A 20,071-nucleotide genomic window follows, 5' to 3' on the forward strand; every position below is an offset into this window, starting at 1 on the left:
CGGCGACCCGTTCAGTCGGGAGAGGGTCCGGCTCACCGGGACGCCGCCGCGAGACGACGTAGGATGAATGATGATCGTTCCGGTCGGCCGGAGGGCCGGCTCGACAGGGGGGGAGCATCAGATGAGCGGGGCCGGGGGGCAGGGCGGGTCGTCCATGCCGGACGAGGAATGGGAGCGGTTCCTGCGCGAGTCGGTGGAGGGCGCGGCCGATGCGCCCGTGGAGCCGTCCGCGCGTGCCCGCGAGGTGCAGGCACGGCTCCGTAAGGACGGCGGGCAGCCGCAGGGGTGGCGTACCTACACGCCGGCCAGGCGGGGGCGTCGCACCGCCTGGTACGTGACCGGGCTGGTCGCGGCCGTCGCGCTGGTCCTCGTGGCGCTGTTCCCTCAGTGGGTCGTGGGATGGTTCGGCGGAGACGGTGGCGGCGAGTCGGCCGGGACGCCCATGGCCGCCGAGTCGGAGCGGCCGACCGCGGCACCCGGCGCTGAGCAGGCTCTGCGCCCCACGCTCGACGAGCCGTTCCGCGGCTCGCCCGCCGCCCGCTGGGCCGACGGACCCGACGGAATCACGGTGCCCCCGGCCAGGGCGACCGGCTGGATGGACGCCGCCCAGGTCGAGCGGGCGCTGCGGCGGAGCAAGGAGTTCATGGTGGCCGCGGGCCTCGACTCCGGAGTGCTGCGCGGGAAGCGTCCCGAGCGGGCGATCGCGCTGCTGAGTCCGCATCAGCGGGACGTGCGGGAGTATCTGCGCGCGGCGTTCTCGTCGGCGCCCCCCACCGAGGAGACGGACCCGCTGCTGCTGTTCAGCCGCTTCCGCCCGGATCAGGCCGACCTGGTCGGTGACATCGTCAAGACGCGCGGGCGGCTCACCTACCGCGAGGGCGAGCGGGGCGCCGTCGAGGTCACGGCGGACGTCACCTTCGTCTACCCGGTCACCCCGGCGGCGGGCGACGGCGGGGCGGACGCGGAAGTGATCCGTACGATCGTCCGGCGCGAGGTGGTGATGAGCTGGGACGACCCGTCCAAGGTCGTCACCGAACCGGACACGATGTCGCTCGTGTCGTACTCGGTCGACATGACCAACGGCGGGTGCTCCGGCCCGACCGGCTACTTCGTACCCCCCTTCGGCAGGGCCGACCAGCAGCCCGCCGACGAATCCCGGCTCGACCCGTACGACCGCAGCGAGCCCGTCGGCACGGCGACCGGCGCCGACGGCTGCGCGACCGCGACCCGCTCCTGAGGCGTTTCGACGGGGCCAGGCGGGCCTCGTCATCACGGGCAAGACGACTCGCGGGCACGCGTGGGCGGCTCCACGGGGGCATCGTTCGCGCCTGCCTGCCCGCCTGTCTGCCGTTGGGACCGTCGGGTCCGTACGGACCGTCCGCGTGATGGTGATCACGGACGTCTTCCAGGGGGTGCTGCGTAGGCTTGCACCGGAAAAGTCGGTGAGTGGTCGGCACGAGTCCTGAGGCACCTGGGGACGACTGCTCCGACCTGCGACTCGTTGTAGGGTGTCGAAATAGCCCTTGACCTGCAAGAACGCGGGCAGGGAGCCTACCTGTGGGAGTACCCCGATGTTGCGTACCATGTTCAAGTCCAAGATCTAGCGTTTGGGTGTTTCCGCAGGTCAGGGCCCTAATCGCGGCCTCCAGGTCAGCAAAAGGTCAGCATCGGGCCGGACGGTGTCCGGCTTGCTGACCTGCGCCTACGGCAGGGGCTTGCTGCGCCGCCCGGCGCCCTGCTCGGAAGGCTTGATACGTGGCTCGACAGCTCGCCCGTGGGATGGGGTCCTTCTTCAAGGAGTGCGGTTGTTCCAGGCCGACCCGCTGCCCGCACCCGTACACGATTCGGTTTCGGGACGCTCTCGGCAAGCAGCGTGAAGAGGCTGGTTTCGGCACGCAGGACGACGCGGTCGAGCGCCTTACGCAGATCTATGCGGAGAAAAAGAAGACGGCGCCGTCCGTTGCCGAGGCCCGCCGGGAACTCGGTCAGCAGACGGTCGAGGAATACGCGAAGCAGTGGCGGCCGCGGCAGCGGAGGATGACGGAGTACTCCACGGGCTGGCACGTCGACAGCTCCATCAACGTGCACATCGTCCCCCGTCTCGGATCAAGGAAGCTGAACTCTGTCACGCCGATCGTGGTCGAGCGTTTCCTGGACGAGTTGGAGGCCGATGGGGTGGGCCGCGGAAACCAGGTGAACATCTTCCGCACTCTGAAGGCGATCCTGCGGGACGCCTATGGCAAGGGGGCCATGGCGGACGATCCTGTGAAGGGGGTCCAAGAGCCGGAGTACGTCCGCCGGAAAGTGGTTATCCCGCCCCTCGTCTACGTGAAGAAGGCGCTGACTGCCGCTGACGAGTATCTCGCGCTGGAGATCGTCATGATGGTGGGCTGCGGCTTGCGAAACGGGGAAGCCCGGGCAGTGAACATCAACAACGTTGTGGCGGACGACGTCTACCGGGTGCACGAGCAGATCCACTCCAACACGCACAAGCCGGCGAAGCTGAAGCACCGCAAGGCAGGGGAGTTCCGGGAGGTCCCTCTGCCGCGCTCGGTGCGGGAGGCGATGGAGCGGTACGAGGAGAAGCACGGAGCCACGAAGGATGGGTACCTGCTGCGCGGCCCGAGCGGCTACTACACGGAACCGATGGAACTCAGGCGCGTCCAGAAGCTCTTCAAGGAGCTCCCTGCAGCGGACGGTGTCGGCATGTACAGCTTCCGGCACTACTTCGCCTCGAACGCCCTTGGGAACGGGATACCGATCACCGACGTGGCGGAATGGATGGGCCACAAGTCCATCGAGGAGACGTATCGCACCTACCGGCACCTGATGCCGGGGAGCATCACCAAGGCGGCCCGCATCCTGGACGCCGGCCTGTGGGACGCGGCCTGAGGCCGCAGCGAAGCCTGTCGGGGCTGCCCTCCGGTTCGGGCTGCAGCGGCACCACATGGCACAGGTGGCAAATCCCATCCATGGGCGTCCACGTCAGTCCATGGCGGGCGCATTATGGCAGGCAGGGCATTGCGGTTCGGGGGAGTCGGCGTGGTTGGTGGCAGGCGCGTGAGAGCGCCTGTGACAGTGGAGTTCCAGGAGAAGCACCGCAGGTGCGGCCCGGCGGGGCTTTTGGATGGTGGGTTTCTGCATCTGTCATGGGCATCGCTGCATTCGAGTTCTCCACTTTCGAGTACCCGGAGCACCGACGCGGCGACGACACGACCTCTACGACCGGTGCGGGGTGCGCCGCCCGGAACTCTTCGCGCTCGACCAGAGCATGCCATTGGCCCCCGCAAAGCCCAGCACCCTTTTGGGAACCTCGGTGCCCTGGAGGCGTCGGCCACGCTCCCTGTTCCGTCCCAGGCGGCGCGGATGGGCATGGGGCAGTACCGGGTGGGCCCTTCAGCTGCGTGGCTCTTCGGGGAGGAATGTCACCTGCGGGGCGCCCGTGCGTGGGTGGGCGGCGATTTCCGCCGCCACTCCGTAGACCTCGGCCAGGAGTTGCGGGGTGAGGATCTCGGAGGGCGGTCCGGAGGCGGTGACCTTACCGTCGTGCAGGACGTAGAGGCGGTCGCAGTAGTAGGCGGCCAGGTTGAGGTCGTGCAGGGCGAGCAGCACGGTGGCGGGTAGGCGGCGCAGGGTGCCGAGCACGGACAGTTGGTGCCGGATGTCGAGGTGGTTGGTGGGTTCGTCGAGGACGAGGAGGGTGGGCTGCTGGGCGAGGGCGCGCGCGATGAGGACGCGCTGGCGCTCGCCGCCGGAGAGCCGGTCGAAGGGGCGGTCGGCCAGGTGGACGGCGTCGACCGCGAGGAGTGCGGAGCCGATGATGTCGGCGTCCTCGGGGGTGTCGCCGGCAAGGAGTCGTTTGTGCGGGGTGCGGCCCATGGCGACGACCTCGCGGACGGCGAGGTCGAAGTCGGCCGCCGAGTCCTGGACCACCGCCGCCACGGTGCGGGCCAGTTGCCGCACCGGCAGCGACCAGGCGTCGTCTCCGTCGACCCGGACCTGACCGGTGTCGGGGCGCAGGACGCGGTAGACGGTGCGCAGGAGGCTGGACTTGCCGCTGCCGTTGGGGCCGACGAGCCCGATGGTCTCGCCGGGGCGGGCGGTCAGGGAGACGTCGCGTACCAGGTGGCGGGCTCCGGCGGTGAGTGTGACGTCGTCGACGCTCAGTTCGGTCGCGGTCATGCCACTCCTCGGTCGGTGCCGCGCTGGGCGTCCCGGCGCATCAGCCACAGGAAGAACGGTCCGCCGCACAGGGCCGTGAGCACGCCGACGGGTATTTCCATCGGTGCGGCGACCGTCCGTGCGGCGATGTCGGCCCAGATGAGGAAGACCGCTCCGCCGAGTGCCGCCGTCGGCAGGACCCGGCGGTGGTCGCCGCCGACGAACAGGCGCACGATGTGGGGCATCATCAGGCCGACGAAGCCGATCGGCCCGGCCGCCGCGACCAGCACGCCCGTGACGAGGGAGAGCACGACGAACAGCCGGGCGCGGAAGCGGGCCACGTCCAGCCCCATCGTGGTCGCCGCCTCCTCGCCGGCCAGCAGCAGGTTGAGGTTGCGGGCCTGCGCCATGAGGACGCCGACACCGAGCAGCAGGGCCGTACTCGGCAGCCACAGCGTGCCCCAGTTGACCCCGCCGAGGCCGCCCAGGGTCCAGGCGAGGACCGCGCGGGCCTCGTTGCCCCGGTCGGTGGTGAGTAGCAGCAGATGGAGGACCGCGGTGAGCACCGCCGCGATCGCCACCCCGGACAGCACCAGCCGCGCCGAGGTGATGCGTCCGCCGGTGCGGGCTGTGGCGTAGACGAGCAGGAGCGCGCCCAGGGCGCCCACGAAGGCGGCCACCGACAGGGAAGCCGGCCCGAAGAGGGTGACCCCGAACACGATCACGGAGACCGCACCGAGGGACGCCCCGGAGGAGACGCCGAGCAGGTACGGTTCGGCGAGCGGGTTGCGCACCAGGGCCTGCAGTGCGGTGCCGATCACCGCCAGGCCGGCGCCGGTGACCGCACCGAGCAGCACCCGCGGCGCCCGTACGTCCACCACGATGGTCTCCCGGGCCCGTGACCAGTCCGGCTGCTGCCAGTCGGCGCCCAGTGCGTGTGTCACGATGCCCCATACCTGGCCGGGCGGCACCTGGACGGAGCCGATCGCGAGGCCGGCCGTGGCGGAGACCATGAGCAGGGCGGTGAGGACGAGCAGCGTGACGGCCAACCTGGTGCGGCCCGCTCCTGCCTCCTCGGCCTTCCGCCGTCGAACCGTCCGCTCGGTGGAGGTGTCGGTGGCGGCCTGGGTCACCGGAAGCTCTCGGGGTGCAGTCCGCGGGCCAGGTCCTCGACCGCGTAGGCCGAGCGGATGCCGACCAGGGTGGCGGTCAGCGGCAGGACGACGAACCGCTTGTTCCTGACGGCGGGTACGTCGGCGAGCGCGGGCTGGGAGAGCAGGAACTTCTTCTTCTGCTCGACGCTTCCGGCGCCCGCATAGTCGTAGATGGCGATGACCTCGGGCCTGCGTTCGACGACCTGTTCCCAGGAGACGTCACCGAAGACGTCGTCGAGGTCGGCGAAGACGTTCTCGCCGCCGGCCAGCCGGATCAGCTCGGTCCCCAGGCTCTTGCCGCCCGCGGTGAAGGCGCTCTTGTCGCCGCTGTCGTAGACGAAGACGGGCACCTCGGGCTCGCCCTCGACCTCGGCGGCGGCCGGGCCGACGCGGCCCTCGAGGTCGGCGACCAGCTTGTCGGCCCGGTCCGGGACACCGAAGATCCTGCCGATGGTGCGGATCTCGTCGTAGGTGTCCTTCATCGTCACCTGCTTCTTGCCGCAGTACTCGCGGTTGAGGTAGGTGTCGATGCCCGCGTCGGCGAACGCCTTGCGGGAGCGGCCCTCGTTCTCGGCGAAGGCGCTGCCATAGCCGCCGTAGACGAAGTCGGGTTCGGCGTCCAAGACCTTCTCGAACGACGGTTCCTTCTCCGCCAGTTCGGGGATCGCCTCGTAGTCCTTCTTCAGCTCGGGCAGGACGGCGGAGTCGGGGAAGGCCGTGCCGACCATGCGGTCCTTCAGGCCGAGGGCGAGCATGAGTTCCGCCGGGTGTTGGTGGATGGTGACCACCCGCGACGGCGGCTTGTCGTACGTCGTCTTGACTCCGCAGTTGTCGATGGTGACCGGGAAGCCCGCAGGCACGGCCGCGGTGGCCTTCGCGTCCCCGCCGCCCTCGTCGGACGAACCGCAGCCGGTGGTCAGCAGCAGTGACGAAAGGGCCACGGCAGCGGCCGTGGCACGGAAGAACCCGCGCATGTGGGCAGGGGTGGACAGCTGGGACACGTGAAGCCTCCTGGAGTCCGCGCTCCTCGGATTGGGCCCGCGACGGACCAGTGTCCTGACTCCCGGATCGACGTTCCCTCCGCCTTCCCGCGCGGTGCACAGTGGCATGTCGGAGGGGCGCTCCCCGGTCACAGTGGCGGGACCGTGCCGGATTCGCACCGGCTTCCTGTCTCCCGTCGCGGCGATGACCAGGTGATCCTACGGTCCCCCGAGCCGACGGCAAAAGGGCGTGCGGACCTGGCCGCACGCCCCGCCTTCCTCACGCTTCGCGGACAGCCCGAAGGACGAGCCGTTCGGCGTCCTCGTCGTAGGGGCGCCCGTCGAAGCCGCCGAAGACCTCCACTCGGCCGAATCCCGCCTCCTCGGCCATCCGCCGCAACTCCACGGCGCTGTACACGAACCAGGTCAGAGTGGCCCGCGTCACCCGCTCACCCCGGACCAGCACCCACTCGCTGCGCAGGCGCGCCCACTCGTCCAGCACGGTGTCGGTCTGCACCATCAGGTCGTCGCCCCGCCGCACCACCTTGGGCGGGGTGACCCTGCGGGCCAGGAGTTCCTTCCCGGCGAGGTCCAGGACGAGCGTGCCGCCGGGGGCCAGGCAGGTGTACATGGTGCGCAGCACACGCGCGTTGTCCGCGGGATCCTCGAAGTACCCGAAGGAGGTGAACATGTTGAGGACGACGTCGAAGCCACCCGGTGCCTCGTACTCGCGGGCGTCGGCCCGTACGTACGTCACCTCGACACCGGCGTCGGCCGACCGCTTGTGTGCCCGGTCCAGCATGGCCGGGCTCAGGTCCACTCCGGTCACGCGGTGACCGCGACGGGCGAGCGGCACGGTGAACACCCCGGGTCCGCAGCACAGGTCCAGTACGCGCGACTCCTGCGGGAAGGCCAGCAGAGGAGAGGTGCCGAGCAGTTCCTCGGCCTGCTCGTAGCGCTGCTCGGAGAAGAGGAAGTCATGGAACTCGGTCCAGAAGTCATCGTCCTGGAACCCGCCCGTCCGTGTCATCGCGCGTCAGTGCTCCTTCATGGTCGCCGTCGGGGACAGGGCGCCGCGCCGTGCGACGGCGCAGCGTGAGCAGCAGAGGGGGAAGCAACAGACACTGGGCGGCTGCCAGCAGCCAGAACCAACCGGTGTGCCCGGCCCGTTCGCTGAGGCCGTACAACTGCCCGCCCAGCACGCCGCTCGTGCAGGCGCCCAGGCCCGCGGCCAGCCGCTGCTGACCGAAGACCACGGCGTCGGAGCGAGGGCTGCGGCGCAGCGCTTCCAGGTCGTTCTTGAGGAACAGCACGATGTCGCCCAGGGTGATCAGCGCCCCGCCCGCCAGCAGTGCCGCCCGGGTACCGGCCGCCAGCACGGCCAGGCCCGCCGCCAGGCCCGTGAAGCCGACCGCGAGGGCGAGGGCGTACGGCATGCGCCGGATCAGGTCGGAGGCGAGCGGCTGTACGACGATGACCAGCGTGAAGCAGAGCAGCAGCACCACGCTGTAGAACGCGCTGGAGGCGCGCTCGACGGCGTACACCGCCAGGAAGTGCTGGAAGTGGAAGTAGAGGTAGAAGGCCAGGGCGTTGGCGGCGAACGGCAGGAGTGCCACGTCGGCCAGGAGACCCGAGGGGGCCGTGTCCTCCGATCCGGTGGGGTGTTCCGCGGTTGTCCCTGGTAACCGTGCGTGTCCCGCCGTGACCGCGAGGAACAGCGTCGTGACGGCCGCGAACAGCCAGCCGGGCGACGACAGGACGAACGGCCCGGCGATCAACGGGCCCACGGCCATGCCCGCGTTGAGTGCCGCGTTACCCGCCGACAGGAACGCCGGGCGGCGCTCGTCGTCGACGCCGTGCACCAGGTACGCCTTGTTCGCGGGCAGGTACAGCGCGGCACCACAGCACGTCAGGACCAGCGCCCAGATCGCGAAGGGCGGCCAGCGCAGGGCCAGCAGGAGCCCGGCGAAACCGGCGGTGCGTACGACGAGTGCCCACAGCATCGTGCGGCGCAGCCCGATCCGGTCCGCCAGGGCTCCGCCGACGATGCCACCGGAGAACTGCACGAGCGATGCCACGGCCAGGACCACGCCGACCGTGCCGAGCCCCATCCCGAGCCGTTCGTGCAGGAACACCGACATGAACGGCAGGACCATGAAGCTGCCGAGTGGAATGAGGAACGAGCTGAGCAGGAGGAACCGCAGCGGACCGGTGAGCGGGAACAGCGAGGCCCGCAGACCCGGTCCACGGGGAGTGCGCTCACTCACCGAGCGCCTGTCGGCCGGCCGGGTCGGTGAGTACCCGCAGGGCGTTGGCCGCGGCCACCGCGCGGTGGGTGGCGAGTTCGGCGGTCTCCGCCTCGGCGTACACGATGCCCGCGTATCCACGGCTGTCGCCCAGGTGCTCGATGAGGTCGCCGGTCTGCTTGACCGGGTACCAGGCGGGCGTTCCCGGCATGCCGGTGAGCCGGTCGAGCCCGGCGACCCCGCAGAACATGCCGGGCGCGGCCGGATAGCCCAGGACGAAGGCGACGGCCGGACCGCCGGGCAGGTCCGCGTCCATGAGACGAGGGCGGCGACCGAGCGCGGCCTCGATCATCGCCTCGTACACGTTGACGCCGAGCGCCCGGCACATGCCCTCCCCGACCAATGCGCCCCCGATCCGGGGATTGACCTCCACCACCTCCGGGCCGTCGGCGGTCAGCACGAACTCCACGTGAGCGAACCGGTCGGTGTAACTGATGGCGGCGAGCACCCGATCGAGCCAGCATTCCAGCGATGTCCGCTGCGGGCCCGGAAAAGCGACAGGAAAGGCGGTGATCTCCTCCCGGAAGTGCGGCTCCGGCGACATGAGACGGCTGGAGACACCCAGCAGCCGGGTGCGGCCGTCCCAGGTGAGCGTCTCGGCGCTGTACACCGGGCCGCTGAAGTAGGGCTCGGCGAACAACCGCCCCTTCAGGGCCCGGCCGGACGCCTCGGCGAGCGCCGCGTCGAGTTCTCCCTCGTCCCGGACCAGCCACACGTTCTGGCTTCCTGTGCCCGCCGTGTCCTTGAGCACGAGCGGCAGTCCCGCCTCCTTGAGCAGCAGCCCGCGTGCCTCGCGGTCCGGGCCGGCGCTTTCGATGGCCCTTCCGCGGGTGAGACCCGCGTCGTGCAGCCTGCTGCGTACGGCGGCCTTGTCCCGGGTCAGCCGCAGGACGGCTGGATCGAGACCGGGCAGGCCGAGGCGTTCGACGAGGGCGGCTCCGGCCAGAGTCCAGGTGTCGGTGGAACTGATCAGGCCGCGCAACTCCTGGGTACGCCGGAGCAGAGCGATGGTCCGCTCCACGTCGAGGGTGTCGGTCACGACGACGTCGAGGGCGTCGGCGGGCAGCCGGTCCAGTTCGTAGGCGTAATAGGCGGGGTCCCGGGTGAGGAGCAGCAGGCGCTCGCCGAGCCGGTCGGCGGCGCGGACCAGATGGCCGAGGCCGAAGGTCAGTGACTCCAGGCAGGCCACGGTCATGCGGCACGCTCCTTCCATTTTGCCGGGCAGGCAGTGCGCTGCCACGTCATCCTCGACCAGGGCATGGTCATCTCCTCCGGAGTGCGAACCTCGAGGGGTTTCAGCGCGGCCGGGTCCAGGGCCTCGGCGTGCCGGGCGAAAACGCGCTCCACGTAGCGGTGTCCGGTGTCGGCCCCTATCACCAGGTGCAGTCGGTCGGGGTGACGGCGGGCCTCGTACGTCGCCGTCAGATAGCCGGCACCGGTGGACAGCCCGGCGAACACCGCGTGTTCGCGCAGCAGGGCGACCGCGCCGGACATGGCGTGGGTGAAGTCCAGCCAGTGCACGGTGTCGTAGAGATGGTGGCGGACGTTGTCGAAGACGATCGACGAGCCGATGCCGGCGATGATCGCCTCGGGATCGTGATGGTCCTGGCTGCCGAAGGTGACGCTGCCGAAGGGCTGAACGCCGACCAGACGCACCGAGGGGTCCGTGACGCGTAGGCGTTCCACGATGCCGCCGGTCGAGGCTCCGGAACCCACTCCGCCGACGACGGTCAGCCGTGCGGCCGGGAACTCCGCCGCGATCCGGTCGGCGACCTCTTGGTAGCCGAGGTAGTGGACGTCGTCGTGGTACTGGCGCATCCAGTGGTGGCCGGGACGCTCGGCGAGTATCTCGCGTACCCGCCGCACCCTCAGTTCCTGGTCGAGCTTGAGGTTCCGCGACGGTCTGACCTGTTCCACCGTGGCACCGAGGATCTCCAGCTGGGCGAGGGTGGTGGCGTCGACGGTGGTGGACGCGACGATGTGGCACCGCATGCCGTACCGGTGGCAGGCCAGGGCGAGGGCGTAGGCGTAGATGCCGCTGGAGCTGTCGATCAGGGTCTGGCCCGGACGGACCGTGCCCCGCTCCAGCAGATGACGGACGGCGGCCAGGGCCGAGTAGATCTTCATCGACTCGAACCGCAGCAGGACCAGTCCATCGGTGAGCCGGACGAGGTCCGGGACTTTCAGAGCATCGGCGATGTGGGGGTGGATCACCCGTAGCCTCCTTGGGCGAAGGTGCACTGGTGGCCGAGCGAGTGGAAGAACGCGGAGAGTTCGGACTTGACCTCGGCCCGTGGGCGTGAGGCGAAGAGATAGCCGGCCAGGCAGCCGGTGTGGGCGACGAAGACGCCGTCGGCGCCGAACCGCTCACGATGGGCCTGCAGGCTGCCGAAGGTCGCCTTGGGCAGCACCTCCTGGGACAACGCGGCGCTGACCGTCGCGGCACGGGCGACGGCGGCCTGGTCACCCGAGTCGAAGCCCTTCACCAGATCGGTCAGACACCGCTGGTACTCCTCGCCGCGGCGCCGGTAGTGGTCCAGCAGCAGGGGAGTGACGGCGGCGGTGTCCACCGTGCCGGGTTCCGTGACGAAGGCAGTGTGGAAGCCGACGTCCTGACCAAGCCGCCGCACCACCCGGTGCCGGCCGCTGAGGTACAGGGCGAACTCGTCGAGGAAGACGCTGTCGGCGCGCTCGATGCCCGCCAGGACGCCGAGGACCACGTCCACGTCGTACGGCAGGGAGAAGACGCGGAACAGACAGCGCAGCGTCGCCACGATGTCCGCCGTCGAGCTGGCCATCCCCACACCCACCGGCAGTTCGGAGTGGGTGTGCCAGTCACCCGGGGGCAGGGCGAGACCGTAGTGGTCCAGGAAGAGCCGGGCTGCTGCCACTGACTTCTCCCCGAGGGGCGGCGCATGCGGCGGAGGACCGGCTGCCGTGCTCGGAGTGAAGTACACCCAGGAGTGACGGTCCACAGGAAAGGACACCACCGCGATCTCAGGCTCGGTGCCCGGCCGCAACGGGCCCTGGTACAGCTCGCCGAGAGTGCCGTGACAGACACCCGACACAGTGGGGCCCGGCAGAAGTTGCCCCTGATGGGCGTGCCTGACGGGCTCCGGCATCATCGGCCCCGGTCCACCGGCCGGCATAGTGGCCGAAGGAGGGTGCGCCCGAGGAGAACCGACTGGGTGACGCACACATTCCTCCTCCGTCCCGGGTCCTGAACACCGACAGGGAAGGAGGCGCGGCCACACGCACGACGTACGACCGACCGTACCGCCGACCCAGTCCACGAGGTCACGTGCACAGCCCACGCGGGACGCGGGCGCAGTGGCAGGTCTTCGGACTCGCGGGCACGTCCGCCGAAAGGGCGGACACCTACCGGCCGTCTCTTCCCCGGCCCTGACACGGACCCAGTGACATCGACGGCTTCCGTTCCCACTCACCGCTGCGGGACAGCCCCGGAGTCGCACCGGGTTCCCTCTTGCGTCGCACCACCGGGCGTCCAGGCGGACGGGAGGCGCGAACCGACTGCGTGTATCAGCGTAGAGTCGCCCGTCCTCCTGCGACAGTGGGGCTTCGGCGGTTGTCTTGAATGTGGAGGGGAGGCAGAAAACAGGTGTGCCCCGTGCAGTTCCCTTGGTGGCTCTGGCTGGATAACGCCTCCGGGGATCGCTGCCCCATCAGCCAGACTTGTTGCCCCACGACACATGCGCACCGTTGCTGCGGTGGCCCGTGCCCGGGAGGCTTCTGATGACGTCGGACGTGAGGCCGGACGAGGACGGAGCTGTGACCCTGCCCGGACGGCAACGGTCTCCCGGTGACCGCGTCGCGCTGCGCGGCGACCTGCGGTCCGCACTGCCCGACGCCACCGCGGCGGTGGTGGTCACGGCGCTTGTCTTCGCGCTCCTGTGGGCGCGTATGGAGTCGGGTGCTTCGGACACCGTCGCGGTCATGCCGTTCATGGACGATCCCGGCACCTACTGGATGTACCTGCTCAGCCAGGCGTTCGGGTGGTCGGGGCTGCTGTGGGCGTGGGGCACGGTCATGCTCGGCCTGCTGCTGTCGGGGCCGCGCCCCGCCCGGCTGCCGGTCTCCCGGCAGGTACTGGAGCGCTGGCACCGCACCACCAGCCTGACGACGATGGCGCTGATGTCCGCCCACGCGCTGATGTTCGCCGCCGAACTCGTCCGCTACGAGACGAAGGTGGACTGGGCCGAGCGGCTGTGGGTGGCCTTCGCGGACACCTTCGTGCCGGGCTGGTACGACTCCGGAACGGGTCAGGTCGCCATCCCTCTCGGCCAGGGTGCCCTGTACCTGGCGATTCCACTGGGGCTGCTGTTCTACGTCCGGCATCGCATCGGGGCGAACACCTGGCGCCGCCTGCACCGCTTCGTGATCGTCGTGTACGTGCTGAGCGTCTGGCACACGCTGCTGTACGGGACCAACGTCTGGTACGGGGAGTGGCCGCGCACCGTGCTGTGGCTGCTGCAACTCCCGGTCGCACTGCTGTTGCTGCTCCGCCTGCTGCGGCCCGCCCGGCGAGCCGAACGGCTGGGCCCGCCGGGCGGGGGCGCGGCCCGGCCGGGCTGGTGGGCGCGGGCGGCCGGACGGGTCGCCGTCGCAGCCGTCGTCGTCGGGCTGGTCATTGTGGTGGTGTCCGGCCGTGACGGCGGACGGGACCGTCCGACCCATCCGCCCGCGACGGCCCCCCACGCCCAGGAGACGGACTGACGGCCGGCACCGGGTGGGCCGGACGGCGTACCGGGATGGGATGATGGCCGGCGACAGGGCGACGGCGGAACGAGGAAGCCGGTGTGAATCCGGCGCGGTCCCGCCACTGTGATCGGCGAGCGAGTCCCGACAGGCCACTGCCCGGCAGCGGGTGGGAAGGCCGGGACGAGCATCGACCCGAGAGCCAGGAGACTCACGCGGTCGCCTCCTCGACGGACCACCGGGGCGGATCTCCCCGGGGAGAGGGACGGCACCGCATGCCCGCAACGCCGACCGGACCAACGACGGACGACAAGAGGCTCGGAACGGCCACCGGCCCCGTGCCGTGCCGTGTCGTTGTGTGCCGCGACTGCTGCTGCGGCACCCCGAAGGTGACCGGCGTCGACCACGCGGCCCAGATCGAACGCCTGCGTGCCGCAGTACCGGTACGCGTCTCCGACTGCCTCGACGTCTGCGAACACGCCAACGTCATCGTCGTACAGCCCTCCGCGGAGGGCCGGGCAGCAGGTGCCCGGCCTGTCTGGCTGGGGCTGGTCAACGACCCGGACGCGACCGAGGACATCGCCGCCTGGGCACGCGCCGGCGGACCGGGCGTCGCACCCCGGCCGGACATCCTCGACCTGTACGCCATCACGCCTCCACGACGCCGCCCGGCCTCCTGACCGTACGGACGGAGAGCCGGAGGGAGGATGAGAACCGTGCACGACGCCCGTGCCTCAACGGCGTCCGTCGCCGCCGCCCTACATGATGTGGCGAGCCTCGGCGGCTTCTTCGTCCTGCAGGTCGGTGGACCGGACGACGGCTGGCACTCGCTCGCCCGCTCCTACGCGGCGGGTTTCACCGACCTCGCCGAAGCCGTCGCACGCCGCCACCGCACTCCGGAGCCGCGCATCGACGTCTCCATCGCCCAGCTCGGTCATGCCGCCCGCCTCTGGTCACCGGCCCTGGCCTGCGTCGTCCTGCACGGGATCGTCCCCGACCTGGAGGGACTGCAGAGGGCCGACGACGGGCCGGCCCTCCGGGTGCCCCGGCCGGCGGGTTGGTACGCCGACCGGCTCGACGACACTTCCGCCCGCGCCCTGTACCGGCAGGTGACAGGTCACCTGTCGGCGCTGGGCGAGGGACTGCGGGTCAAGGTCGCCCCGCGTCTGCTGGACGGTAACTCGGCGTCGGCGCTCGCCGGGGCGGCCCACGCCCTGCTCACACTCCGTCCCGCCGTACGCGGACCGCTCACCGACCTCACGACCGCCCTGCTGGACACCGGACGCCTGGCGGGCACCGGCGTGCTCACCGGCCCCGAGCTCGCGTTCCGCCGCCGAAGCTGCTGCCTCTACTACCGCGCGCCGGACGGCTCGAAGTGCGGTGACTGCGGGCTGGCCGACGGTGTGCCCCGACGAGCCCCTCGATGAGGTGCACCCGCTTCGGACTGTGCCGCTCACCGGGCCGGAAGCCGTGCGCCCGGCCCGGTGAGCCGGGGGTCAGGAGCGGGACAGCTCGTCGCGGATGGTGCGGGCGGCGGCGACCAGGTTCTCCAGGGACGCCCGGGTCTCGGGCCAGGCGCGGGTCTTCAGACCGCAGTCGGGGTTGACCCACAGCCGCTCGGCGGGGATCGCCTTCAGACCAGTGCGCAGGAGAGCGGCGGCCTCCCCGGCGCTCGGCACGCGGGGCGAGTGGATGTCGTACACGCCGGGTCCGGCCTCGCGCGGGTAGCCGTGAGCGGCGAGTTCACGGGCGACCTGCATGCGGGAGCGGGCCGCCTCCAGGCTGATGACGTCGGCGTCGAGGTCATCGATGGCCTGGACGATGTCGCCGAACTCGGCGTAGCACATGTGGGTGTGGATCTGGGTGTCCGGACGGACGCCGGACGTGGTGAGCCGGAAGGCTTCGGTGGCCCAGGCCAGGTATCCGGCCCGGTCGGTGCTGCGCAGGGGCAGCGTCTCGCGCAGGGCGGGCTCGTCGACCTGGATGACGGAGGTGCCGGCCGCCTCCAGGTCGGTCACCTCGTCGCGCAGGGCGAGTGCGACCTGGCGGGCGGTGTCGGCGAGGGGCTGGTCGTCACGGACGAAGGACCAGGCGAGCATGGTGACCGGTCCGGTGAGCATGCCCTTGACCGGCTTCCCGGTGAGCGACTGGGCGTAGGACGTCCAGCGCACCGTCATCGGCTCGGGGCGGGAGATGTCGCCGGCCAGGATCGGCGGGCGGACGTAACGGGTGCCGTAGGACTGGACCCAGCCGTGCTGCGTGGCCAGGTAGCCGGTGAGTCGCTCGGCGAAGTACTGGACCATGTCGTTGCGTTCGGGTTCGCCGTGCACGAGGACGTCGATGCCGGTCTTCTCCTGGAAGGAGATGACCTCCTGGATCTCCGCCCTGATCCGCGCCTCGTAGCCGGCTGTGTCGATCCGACCTGCGCGCAGGTCGGCGCGAGCGGTGCGCAGTTCGCCGGTCTGCGGGAAGGAGCCGATGGTCGTGGTGGGCAGCGACGGCAGCCCGAGGTGGGCGCGCTGGGCCGCGGCGCGCTCCGCGTAGGGCTGGGAGCGGCGGGTGTCGGCCTCGGTGACCGCGGAGGCGCGGGCACGGACGGCCGGATCGTGGGTGACGGGGGAGTTGGCACGGGAGGCGAGGTCCGCACGGTTCGCCGCGAGGTCGGTAGCGATGGCGTCGGTGCCCCGGGCGAGACCCCTGGCGAGGGTGACGACCTCGGCGGTCTTCTGCCTGGCGAAGGCGAGCCAGCGCAGGATCTGCGGTTCGATGTCCCGTTCGGCGGCCGTGTCCAGGGGGACGTGCAGCAGGGAGCAGGAGGCGGCCACGTCGACGCGGTCGGCCAGGCCCAGCAAAGTACCCAGCGTGGACAGGGAGCCGGCGAGGTCGTTGACCCAGACGTTGCGGCCGTTGACCACACCGGCGACCAGCCGCTTGCCGGGCAGCCCGCCGACGGCGGCCAGCGCGTCCAGGTTGGCGGCCGCCTCCCCGGTGAAGTCCAGGGCGAGGCCGTCGACCGGGGCCTTCGCCAGCACCGGGAGGGCGTCGCCGAGCCGGTCGAAGTACGAGGCGACCAGGAGCTTCGGCCGGTCGGCGAGACCGCCGAGGTCACGGTAGGCGCGTTCGGCGGCGTTCAGCTCGGCCGGGGTGCGGTCCTGGACGAGGGCGGGCTCGTCCAGCTGGACCCACTGCGCGCCCGCCGCCCGCAGGTCGGCCAGGACCTCAGCATAGACGGGCAGCAGCCGGTCCAGCAGGGTGAGCGGGTCGAAGTCCGCCGGCACACCCGGGGCGGGCTTGGCGAGCAGAAGGTAGGTGACGGGACCGACGAGGACGGGCCGGGCGGCGAGGCCGAGCGCGAGGGCCTCCTTCAACTCACCGACCTGCTTGGCGGAGTCGGCGGTGAACGCGGTGTCAGGGCCCAGTTCCGGAACGAGGTAGTGGTAGTTGGTGTCGAACCACTTGGTCATCTCCAGCGGCGCCACCTCCTGGGTACCGCGCGCCATGGCGAAGTAGCCGTCCAGGGCGTCGCCGGTCACAGCGGTGCGGTGGCGTTCGGGGATCGCCCCGACCATGACCGTGGTGTCCAGGACGTGGTCGTAGTACGAGAAGTCGCCGGTCGGCACCTCGTCGATGCCCGCGGCGGCCAACTGCAGCCAGTTCCTCCGGCGCAGTTCGCGGGCGGTGGCGCGGAGGGCGTCGGCGGTGACACGGCCCTTCCAGTAGCCCTCGACGGCCTTCTTCAGTTCCCGGTTCTGTCCCTGGCGGGGGTAGCCGTACACGGTGGCCCGTGCCGCCGCGGCTGCGGACTTCGCTGTCACGGAGATCTCCTTCGCGAGATGAATCCCTGAGATCCCGGAGACGGGACGAGAACGCGAAGGGGTGACACACCGGGCGTGAGCGACGCCGCGCGACAAGGCAGGGCCGTCCGCCTGATATGTACGCCGACCCGCCCTCGAGGTCACCGGGATGTCCGCGCACGACGGTTCGCGCGCGGGCAGTTGGCAGGTCTTCGGACTCGCGGGCACGTCCTCGTCGTTGGAGGACACCTACTGGCCGTCGCTTCCCGGGCCCGGTACCTCGGACCCAGTGCGTATGACGGCGGTCGTTCCCGCTCACCGCTGCGGGGCAGTCCCGGATTTTCACCGGGTTCCCTCTTGCGACACCCCGCCTGGAGGACGGGGCGAACCAGCTGCTGCGGGCAGCCTACGGGCAGTCGTTCCGTCAGGGACGCGGACGTCCGTGATCCGGGCGGTGACCCATGTCACGCGCCCGGAGGGCGCTGGGGCCGCGCTCCCCGGTCAGGCGCCGGTGAGCAGGGCGGGGACCGAGGCGAGGGCGTCCGGGAGTCGTTCGACCGGGATCCCGCCGCCTTGGGCCAGTTCGGGTGAGCCGCCGCCCCTGCCGTCGAGCAGGCGCTTCACCAGGGCCGAAGCGTCCCGCCCCGCGCTCCGGGCCGCGCCGTTCACCGCGGCCACCAGCGTCGCCCGGTCACCGGCGGATGTGCCGATGACCACCGCACCGGGCCGGGCGGCGGGCAGGCGGTCGCGTACGGCGATGGCGAGGGCCCGGGCATCGCCGTCCGTGATGGCGGTGACCACCAGGGTGCCGTCGACGTCGGTGGCGTCGGCCGCGAGGTCGCTCGCACGGGCCCGGTCGGCCTGCTCACGGAGCCGCTGGTTCTCCCGGTCGGCGGACTTCAGCCGGTCCAGCAACCCGGCGATACGGTCGGGGAGTTCGGTACGCGGTGCCTGGAGCTGCTCGGCGATGCGGGTCACCAGGTCGCGTTCGCGGGCCAGGTAGCCGAAGCCCTCGACGCCTACCGCGGCTTCCAGGCGGCGCATGCCGGCGCCGACCGATGACTCCGAGGTCAGCGCGACCGTGCCGATCTGCGAGGCGTGCTCGACGTGGGTGCCGCCGCACAGCTCACGTGACCAGGCGCCGCCGATCTCCACGACGCGGACCTTCTCGCCGTACGTCTCGTCGAACAGGGCCAGCGCGCCCAGTTCCCTGGCCTCCGGCAGCGTCATCCAGCGCACGCCGACCGGCAGGTCGCGGCGCAGGGCCTGGTTGGCGGCCTCCTCGATCTCGCTGCGGACGGCGGGGGAGAGGGCACCGCGCCAGGGGAAGTCCAGGCGAAGGTAGCCGGGGCGGTTGTAGGAGCCTGACTGTAGGGCGCCCGGGCCGAGGACCTGGCGCAGGGCGGCGTGCAGGACGTGGGTGCCGGAGTGGGCCTGGCGTGCGCCGAGGCGCCATTCGGGGTCGACGGCGGCATGCACCGCCTCCCCGGTGGCCAGTTCACCGGTCAGGACCCGGACCTGGTGGGCGATCAAGCCTGGCAGGGGCCGCTGCACGTCCAGTACCTCCGCCTCCACCGACGTGCCGGAGAGGCGTCCGGCGTCGCTTTCCTGGCCGCCGGACTCGGCGTAGAACGGGGTGCGGTCCAGGATGACGGTGACGATCTCGCCCTCACGGGCCACCGGTGCCGGGCCCGAGGAGCCCAGAACGGCCAGGACGCGGGAATCGGTCGCCAAGGTGTCCCAGGCGCGCCAGTCCGTCGGGCCGTGTGTGTCCAGGACCGGGCGCAGCGCGGAGAGATCGGTACCGCCGGTCTTGCGGGCACGGGCGTCGGCCCTGGCCCGTTCCCGCTGCTCGCGCATGAGCGTGGTGAAGCCCTCGCGGTCGACCTCCACGCCTTGCTCGGCGGCCATCTCCAGGGTGAGGTCGATGGGGAAGCCGTAGGTGTCGTGCAGGAGGAACGCCTGGGCGCCGGGCAGTGAACGGCCGCCTTCCTCCTTCACCTTCGCCACCGCCGTGTCCAGGACGGTCGTGCCCTGCCGCAGGGTGGCGCGGAAGGCGTCCTCCTCGCTCGCCGCGCGGTCGGCGATCCGGTCGTACGCCTCGGCCACCTCCGGGTAGCTGGGTGCCATGCAGTCACGGGCGACGGCGAGCAGGTCGGGCAGCGCCGGGTCGCCGTAGCCGAGTTGACGCATCGAGCGGACGGCTCGGCGCAGGATGCGACGCAGTACGTACCCGCGGCCCTCGTTGCCGGGTACGGTGCCGTCGGCCAGCAGCATCAGGGCGGTGCGGACGTGGTCGGCGACGACGCGCAGGCGCACGTCCGCCTCGGCGTCCGCGCCGTAGCGCATCTCGGCCAGGGCGGCGGCGCGGTCCAGGACCGGGCGGGTCTCGTCGGTCTCGTAGAGGTTGTCGACGCCCTGGAGGAGGGCGGCCATGCGTTCCAGGCCCATGCCGGTGTCGATGTTGCGGCGGGGCAGCTCGCCGAGGATCGGGTAGCCGGACTTGCCGGGGCCCTCGCCGCGCTCGTACTGCATGAAGACGAGGTTCCAGAACTCCATGTACCGGTCCTCGTCGACTGCCGGGCCGCCCGCGGGGCCGAGGGCCGGGCCGCGGTCGTAGTACAGCTCCGAGCACGGGCCGCACGGCCCGGGCACGCCCATGGACCAGAAGTTGTCCTCGTCGCCGCGCGCCACGATCCGCTCGTCCGGCAGGTCTGCGATCCTGCGCCACAGACGCCGGGACTCGTCGTCGCTGTGATGGACGGTCACCCAGATGCGGTCCGGGTCGAGTCCGTAGCCGCCCTCGGCGATCTGGGCCGTCGACAGTTCCCAGGCGAAGGCGATCGCCTCCTCCTTGAAGTAGTCGCCGAGGGAGAAGTTGCCGTTCATCTGGAAGAAGGAGCCGTGCCGGGTGGTGCGGCCGACCTCCTCGATGTCCAGGGTGCGCACGCACTTCTGCA

15 protein-coding genes and 4 riboswitches are annotated in these 20,071 nt (G+C 71.1%); of the genes, 5 read left to right on the forward strand and 10 right to left on the reverse strand.

Annotation, left to right across the window (positions count from 1 at the left end; all coding sequences use genetic code 11):
• Window positions 1–121: 121 nt before the first annotated feature.
• Both CCN29_RS25985 and CCN29_RS25990 read left to right on the forward strand, forming a co-directional pair.
• Window positions 122–1,237: a hypothetical protein gene (locus CCN29_RS25985; protein WP_442538498.1), complete on the forward strand. Its 1,116-nt coding sequence runs from the start codon at window positions 122–124 to the stop codon at window positions 1,235–1,237.
• Window positions 1,238–1,779: 542 nt separating this feature from the next.
• On the forward strand, window positions 1,780–2,892 hold the full coding sequence (locus CCN29_RS25990; protein ID WP_086684872.1) for a tyrosine-type recombinase/integrase: 1,113 nt from the start codon (window positions 1,780–1,782) through the stop codon (window positions 2,890–2,892).
• 504 nt (window positions 2,893–3,396) lie between these two features.
• On the opposite strand, the gene CCN29_RS25995 is transcribed toward CCN29_RS25990, so the two are convergent.
• From CCN29_RS25995 to CCN29_RS26030, 8 genes are all read right to left on the reverse strand, one after another.
• On the reverse strand, window positions 3,397–4,182 hold the full coding sequence (locus CCN29_RS25995; RefSeq protein WP_086684875.1) for an ABC transporter ATP-binding protein: 786 nt from the start codon (window positions 4,180–4,182) through the stop codon (window positions 3,397–3,399).
• A complete protein-coding gene (locus tag CCN29_RS26000) occupies window positions 4,179–5,294 on the reverse strand; it encodes a FecCD family ABC transporter permease (RefSeq protein ID WP_086684878.1) in 1,116 nt (371 codons plus the stop codon). The genes CCN29_RS25995 and CCN29_RS26000 overlap by 4 nt, the downstream gene beginning before the upstream one ends.
• Entirely contained in the window at window positions 5,291–6,289 is a 999-nt protein-coding gene (locus CCN29_RS26005; protein WP_086684904.1) for an ABC transporter substrate-binding protein, read from the reverse strand. Before CCN29_RS26005 ends, CCN29_RS26000 begins: the two co-directional genes overlap by 4 nt.
• Window positions 6,290–6,344: 55 nt before the next feature.
• Window positions 6,345–6,522: riboswitch (cobalamin riboswitch) on the reverse strand.
• Window positions 6,523–6,575: 53 nt separating this feature from the next.
• The gene (locus CCN29_RS26010) at window positions 6,576–7,325 is read right to left on the reverse strand and encodes a class I SAM-dependent methyltransferase (RefSeq protein WP_086684881.1); all 750 of its coding nucleotides are present in this window, start codon (window positions 7,323–7,325) and stop codon (window positions 6,576–6,578) included.
• On the reverse strand, window positions 7,294–8,562 hold the full coding sequence (locus tag CCN29_RS26015) for an MFS transporter (RefSeq protein ID WP_086684883.1): 1,269 nt from the start codon (window positions 8,560–8,562) through the stop codon (window positions 7,294–7,296). Before CCN29_RS26015 ends, CCN29_RS26010 begins: the two co-directional genes overlap by 32 nt.
• Entirely contained in the window at window positions 8,555–9,796 is a 1,242-nt protein-coding gene (locus CCN29_RS26020) for an ATP-grasp domain-containing protein (protein ID WP_086684886.1), read from the reverse strand. Before CCN29_RS26020 ends, CCN29_RS26015 begins: the two co-directional genes overlap by 8 nt.
• The gene (locus CCN29_RS26025; RefSeq protein ID WP_086684889.1) at window positions 9,793–10,815 is read right to left on the reverse strand and encodes a cysteine synthase family protein; all 1,023 of its coding nucleotides are present in this window, start codon (window positions 10,813–10,815) and stop codon (window positions 9,793–9,795) included. The genes CCN29_RS26020 and CCN29_RS26025 overlap by 4 nt, the downstream gene beginning before the upstream one ends.
• Window positions 10,812–11,492 (reverse strand): GHMP family kinase ATP-binding protein, encoded by a 681-nt coding sequence (locus CCN29_RS26030; protein WP_228730932.1) that lies wholly within the window; start codon window positions 11,490–11,492, stop codon window positions 10,812–10,814. The genes CCN29_RS26025 and CCN29_RS26030 overlap by 4 nt, the downstream gene beginning before the upstream one ends.
• A 437-nt stretch (window positions 11,493–11,929) precedes the next feature.
• Window positions 11,930–12,101: riboswitch (cobalamin riboswitch) on the reverse strand.
• 253 nt (window positions 12,102–12,354) lie between these two features.
• On the opposite strand from CCN29_RS26030, the gene CCN29_RS26035 reads away from it, so the two are divergent.
• The 3 genes from CCN29_RS26035 (at window position 12,355) to CCN29_RS26045 (ending at window position 14,744) form a co-directional block, all read left to right on the forward strand.
• Entirely contained in the window at window positions 12,355–13,335 is a 981-nt protein-coding gene (locus CCN29_RS26035) for a ferric reductase-like transmembrane domain-containing protein (RefSeq protein ID WP_086684892.1), read from the forward strand.
• 26 nt (window positions 13,336–13,361) lie between these two features.
• Window positions 13,362–13,550, forward strand: a riboswitch (cobalamin riboswitch).
• A gap of 42 nt (window positions 13,551–13,592) precedes the next feature.
• Window positions 13,593–13,997, forward strand: coding sequence for a hypothetical protein (locus CCN29_RS26040; RefSeq protein ID WP_086684895.1), 405 nt, complete (start codon window positions 13,593–13,595; stop codon window positions 13,995–13,997).
• A 27-nt stretch (window positions 13,998–14,024) separates the two neighbouring features.
• Window positions 14,025–14,744, forward strand: a complete 720-nt coding sequence (locus tag CCN29_RS26045) for a (2Fe-2S)-binding protein (RefSeq protein ID WP_189406036.1) — start codon at window positions 14,025–14,027, stop codon at window positions 14,742–14,744.
• A 69-nt stretch (window positions 14,745–14,813) separates the two neighbouring features.
• On the opposite strand, the gene metE is transcribed toward CCN29_RS26045, so the two are convergent.
• Together metE and alaS are read right to left on the reverse strand one after the other, a co-directional pair.
• Complete coding sequence (gene metE, locus CCN29_RS26050) at window positions 14,814–17,132, reverse strand: 5-methyltetrahydropteroyltriglutamate--homocysteine S-methyltransferase (RefSeq protein WP_086684900.1); 2,319 nt, start codon at window positions 17,130–17,132, stop codon at window positions 14,814–14,816.
• A 177-nt stretch (window positions 17,133–17,309) separates the two neighbouring features.
• Window positions 17,310–17,506: riboswitch (cobalamin riboswitch) on the reverse strand.
• 106 nt (window positions 17,507–17,612) lie between these two features.
• Window positions 17,613–20,071 (reverse strand): alanine--tRNA ligase (gene alaS / locus CCN29_RS26055; protein ID WP_086684909.1); only part of this gene is annotated, 2,459 nt, incomplete at its 5' end.

It is taken from the genome of Streptomyces pseudogriseolus (genome assembly GCA_002154585.1).
GTDB classification, from domain to species: domain Bacteria; phylum Actinomycetota; class Actinomycetes; order Streptomycetales; family Streptomycetaceae; genus Streptomyces; species Streptomyces pseudogriseolus.